The organism is Nocardia farcinica (assembly GCF_029867845.1).
Taxonomy (GTDB): Bacteria; Actinomycetota; Actinomycetes; order Mycobacteriales; family Mycobacteriaceae; genus Nocardia; species Nocardia farcinica_A.
On record NZ_JARWRU010001056.1, the window covers coordinates 1 to 4,736 of the forward strand.

The 4,736-nt window shown below is 71.7% G+C and carries 5 protein-coding genes and 1 pseudogene; 3 read left to right on the forward strand and 3 right to left on the reverse strand.

The annotated features are described in order from the left end of the window. Positions 1-2: 2 nt before the first annotated feature. Together QH283_RS23330 and QH283_RS23335 are read left to right on the forward strand one after the other, a co-directional pair. A pseudogene (locus QH283_RS23330) lies at positions 3-1,295 on the forward strand (RsmB/NOP family class I SAM-dependent RNA methyltransferase); the annotation flags it as partial. A 124-nt stretch (positions 1,296-1,419) separates the two neighbouring features. Beyond that, positions 1,420-1,776: an MmcQ/YjbR family DNA-binding protein gene (locus QH283_RS23335; RefSeq protein ID WP_280505082.1), complete on the forward strand. Its 357-nt coding sequence runs from the start codon at positions 1,420-1,422 to the stop codon at positions 1,774-1,776. Here the strand turns inward: QH283_RS23335 and QH283_RS23340 are convergent. Next, a complete protein-coding gene (locus QH283_RS23340; RefSeq protein WP_280505085.1) occupies positions 1,773-2,618 on the reverse strand; it encodes an RNA polymerase sigma factor SigF in 846 nt (281 codons plus the stop codon). The two genes, QH283_RS23335 and QH283_RS23340, sit on opposite strands and share 4 nt — an antisense overlap. Before the next feature lie 158 nt (positions 2,619-2,776). Continuing rightward, the gene (locus QH283_RS23345; RefSeq protein ID WP_280505083.1) at positions 2,777-3,199 is read right to left on the reverse strand and encodes an anti-sigma factor; all 423 of its coding nucleotides are present in this window, start codon (positions 3,197-3,199) and stop codon (positions 2,777-2,779) included. Between the two features lie 98 nt (positions 3,200-3,297). Between QH283_RS23345 and rpe the strand changes: the two genes are divergently transcribed. Further along, positions 3,298-3,951 (forward strand): ribulose-phosphate 3-epimerase, encoded by a 654-nt coding sequence (gene rpe / locus QH283_RS23350; protein WP_280505086.1) that lies wholly within the window; start codon positions 3,298-3,300, stop codon positions 3,949-3,951. An 89-nt stretch (positions 3,952-4,040) separates the two neighbouring features. Here rpe and QH283_RS23355 read toward each other — a convergent pair whose 3' ends face one another. Next, on the reverse strand, positions 4,041-4,592 hold the full coding sequence (locus QH283_RS23355; protein WP_280505084.1) for a hypothetical protein: 552 nt from the start codon (positions 4,590-4,592) through the stop codon (positions 4,041-4,043). Between the last annotated feature and the right edge of the window lie 144 nt (positions 4,593-4,736).

Sequence of the window (4,736 nt, forward strand, 5' to 3'; positions counted from 1 at the left end):
TGGTGCTGCGCGCGGTCCGGGATCGCGAGGCCTATGCCATTCTGGTGTTGCCCGGCCTGCTCAGGGAGCGTCGGATCGAGGGCAGGGACGCCGCGCTGGCGACCGAGCTCACCTACGGCGCCTGCCGCTCGCAGGGCCTGCTGGACGCGGTGATCGAGCGCTGTGCCGGGCGTCCGATCGCCGAGATCGACGGGCCGCTGCTCGATGTCCTGCGTCTGGGCGTCTACCAGCTGTTGCGCACCAGGATCGGCGCGCACGCGGCGGTGGACACCTCCGTCGGGCTGGCGCGCGCGGAGTTCGGCGCGGGCAGATCCGGGTTCGTGAACGCGGTGCTGCGCAAGGCATCTCAGCGCTCGGCGCAGGAATGGGTGGCCGAACTGGCGCCCGAGGATCCGGTGGGCAGGCTGGCCTTCGAGCACGCGCACCCGCTCTGGATCGCGCAGGCCTTCGCCGACGCGCTCGGCGCCCGCGCGGGCGAGCTGGCCGACCTGCTCGCCGCCGACGACGAACGCCCGGTCGTGCATCTGGTGGCGCGCCCCGGCGAGATCACCGCCGAGGAACTCGCCCTGGTGACCGGCGGTGAGGAGGGCCGCTGGTCCCCGTACGCGGTCCATCTCGACGGCGGCGATCCGGCTCAGCTCGAGCCGGTGCGCGAGGGCATGGCCGCGGTGCAGGACGAGGGCAGCCAGCTGGTGGCGCTCGCGCTGACCCGCGCCCCGCTGCACGGCCCCGACGGCGGCCGCTGGCTGGATCTGTGCGCAGGCCCCGGCGGCAAGGCGGCCCTGCTCGGCGCGCTGGCCGCCATCGACGGCTTCGTGGTCGACGCGGTGGAACCGGCCGAGCACCGCGCGGACCTGGTGCGCAAGTCCACCGCGGACCTGCCGGTGCGAGTGCGTGTCGCCGACGGCCGCGACAGCGGTCTGACCCCCGGCTACGACCGCATCCTGGTCGATGCGCCCTGCACCGGGCTCGGCGCGCTGCGCCGCAGGCCGGAGGCGCGCTGGCGGCGCGAGCCGGGCGACGTCCGCGATCTGGTGCGGCTGCAACGCGAACTGCTCGCGGCGGCCTGGAGCCTGCTGCGCCCCGGCGGGGTGGTGGTGTATTCGACGTGCTCGCCGCACCTGTCCGAGACCGTGTCCGTGGTGGCCGACTTCACCCGCAGGCACGAGGCCGAGCAGCTGGACACCCGTGAGCTGCTGCCCGGCGTCACCGACATCGGCGACGGCCCGGCCGCCCAGCTGGGGCCGCACCGGCACGGCACCCACCCCTTGTTCCGCGCGGCGCGGCGAAAGCCTAACTGCCCTACCGCTCGTGCCCCGGCCCGCTCGCGCGGCGGGGGCACAGTCGTGCCGTCGTGCCGGTCGGCGGCGGGTTCCGTTCGTCCAAGCCGATGCGGCGGCGCCGGGGCAGACTGTCCTCATGACGCTGACCTGGCAGGACGTGGTGATGCTGGCGACCGAGCTGCCCGAGGTCGAGGAATCGACCTGGTGGCGCAGCCCGGCGCTGAAGGTGGCGGGCAAGGGCTTCGCCCGGCTGCGGGTGGAGGCCGAGGGCGGGCTCATGCTGCGCTGTCCGTTGGCCGAGAAGCAGGCGCTGCTGGCCTCGGGCGACCCGGCCTTCTACACGACCCCGCACTACGACGGCTATCCGGCGATCCTCGTGGATCTCGACCGCGTCGACGCCGAGCGGCTGGCCGAACTGCTCGACGCCGCCTGGTGGGAGTCCGCGCCGGCGCGGGTGCGGCGGCAGCGCGAGCGCGCTGGGGAGGGGCGCTAGTCGCGGGCGGACAGTTCCCGCAGGCGGGCCAGGGTCTTGGCGAGGATGCGCGAGACGTGCATCTGCGAGATGCCCATCTGCTTGGCGATCTGGGTCTGGGTCATGGACTCGAAGAACCGCATGGTCAGGATGCGGCGCTCGCGCTCGGGCAACCCGGCCAGCAGCGGGCGGATGGCCACGTACTCCTCGACCCGTTCGAACTGGGCCTCCTCCTCACCGAGCGTGTCCAGCAGCGAGGCGTCGGATTCCCGGCCGAGGGAGGCGGCGTCGATGGAACTGGGCTGGTAGGCGTTGCCCGCGATGACGGCCTGGGTCACCTCGTCGGGGTCGACGCCCAGCTCCGCGGCGATCTCCTTGGCGGTGGGGGAGCGGCCGAGCGACTGCGAGAGGCTGTCGATGGCCGCGCCGATGCGCAGGTGGGTCTCCTTGACCCGGCGGGGCACCCGCATGGCCCAGGTGTGGTCGCGGAAATAGCGCCTGACCTCGCCCATGATGGTGGGCACCGCGAAGGACAGGAAGTTGGAGCCGCGCGCCGGGTCGAACCGGTCCACCGCGTGCACCAGACCGACCCGCGCCACCTGGGTGAGGTCGTCGAAGGGCTCGCCGCGACCGCTGAACTTGCGGGCGATGTGGTCGGCCAGCGGCACGCACCGGCTGATCAGCTCGTCGCGCAGCGCGGCATGCTCCTGCGTGCCCGGCTCGGCGGCGGCCAAGCGTTCGAACAGCTCCGCGAGGTCGTCGTAGCTGCCCGCGGAACCGGCCTCGGCGACCGTCTCCGCGTCGGTGTCGGCATCGGTCGCGTCGTCGGTGTCGGCCTCGTGGTCGGCACCCACGTGGGCGATGTCGGCACGCCGGATCTCGGCACTGTCGCTGTCGGCACTACCTGGGTCGCCGTGATCGTATCCGCCGGTGACGGGGTCGACGGGGTGGTCCACGCCGTCGGTCTCCGGCGGGGTGGAGCGATGGTGCTTCTGGCCTGGAGTGTGTTCGGCCGCCACCACTACGCTTTCCCCCGGACCCGACGGAAGGAGACCGTCGTCGGATATCCGGAGAGTGCCGAGTCGAACGAATCCTGGCTCACCTCCACCGAATCGGTGAGGGTGCGCAGCACGTGCCAGCCGAAACTGTGCTGATCGGGCAGGCCTTCGGTCTTCGCCAGACCGGTCGCACGGACCAGCAACTCGCGTTCCCCGATGCTGAACCAGCAGTCCAGGCTGCTGCCGGGCGCGGCGACGGCGATCAGTGTCGAACAGACCTCGTCGACGGCGAGGCGGATGTCGGCCACCTCGTCGAGCGTGAAATCGCTCAGTAAGACCAGTGTTTCGGCGAGGCCGCGCACAATGGGCAACTGCGTGACCGAAGCGGCCACTCGAATCTCCACCGGGGTACTGAACAGCCCCTGCTCCGCCGAAATGTTGATCACCTTGCCCAGGCTACCCATTCGAGCCCCCTACCAATCGGATCAGGTCGATTCGCCTACACTCGCGCCTTGTGTCCACGTTTACCCGGCCCGCCGAGCCGATGATCGCACCGTCCATCCTGTCCGCCGACTTCGCGCATCTCGCCGACGAGGCGCGCCGGGTCGACGGCTCGGACTGGTTGCACGTCGATGTCATGGACGCCCATTTCGTGCCGAACCTCACACTCGGCCTCCCGGTGGTCCAGAGCCTGCTGAAGGCCACCGACATCCCGCTGGACTGCCACCTCATGATCGAGGATCCGGGTCGCTGGGCGCCGCCCTACGCCGAGGCGGGCGCGCACAACGTGACCTTCCACGCCGAGGCCACCGACGACCCGGTCGCCGTGGCGCGCGACATCAGGGCGGCGGGCGCCAAGGCCGGGCTGTCGGTCAAACCGAACACCCCGATCGAGCCGTATCTGGAGATCTTGAAGAACTTCGACACCCTGCTGGTGATGAGCGTCGAACCCGGCTTCGGCGGCCAGTCGTTCATCCCGCACGTGCTCGACAAGGCGCGCGCGGTGCGCAGGCTGGTCGATTCCGGCGAACTGCGGCTGCTGGTGGAGATCGACGGTGGCATCAACGCCGACACCATCGAGCAGGCCGCCGCCGCTGGCGTTGACTGCTTCGTGGCGGGTTCGGCCGTCTACAACACCGACGATCCCGGCGCCACCGTCGAGAAGCTGCGCAGGCAGGCCGCCGCCGCGCGCGGCTGAGCCACCCCGGAAGTCGCCACCAGGGGAGTCATCGCTAGGAGCGCGTCGCTCGCTGCCTGCCCTCCCGCGGTCGCGGATGCCGGGGCGGCTCACCGCGGACGCCGCGGTCTCGGGTGCCCGAGGGCGAGGGTGGCGTCGACGACCGTGGTGAGCGGGGGCAGTTCGGCGGGCTCGGCGGGGGGTTCCACCCAGGTCCGGCAGCCGGTGCGCTCGTCCTCCGGCGACGGCAGGACCACGTCGCTGCCGGTGGCGGCGATGGTGGCGAACATGCGGAACAGATGCGCCGAATCCTTCGGCCCCAGCGAGCCCGCACCCGCGGCAGCGGTGAGGAACGTCCAGCGCCGCGAGCGCCGGTGCTCGATGACCGGGGCGGAGATCCCGCCGCCCGCCAGCCTTCGGCGTACCTGTTCGCCGAGTTCGGCGGGCATCGTCACCGCGCGGTACTCGCCGCCGATCGGCAGCACGATGTGGTGGGCGGGGTCGTCGACCTCCGCGCGCAGGCTGTGCGCACGGCGATAGCGGTCGCGGCGCACGGCCAGTGCTGCCGGTGAACCGCCGGACGGGGCCGGGGTCGGCGGCGATTGTCTCGCCGGTGGTCGTGGCGTCGAGGTCGGTGGTGTCGCGAGCGGTGTCGGGTTCATGCCGAAGAATGTGATCGCCCCCGAACGAGTCCTGTCGCCGGAGCAGACCCGTTTGTTCGAGTCGCTGGTGGTGTCGTTGCAGCAGGTGGCGACCACGTTCACCTGGACGGTCAGCCCGACACGGGTAGCCAGGTTCACCAGCAC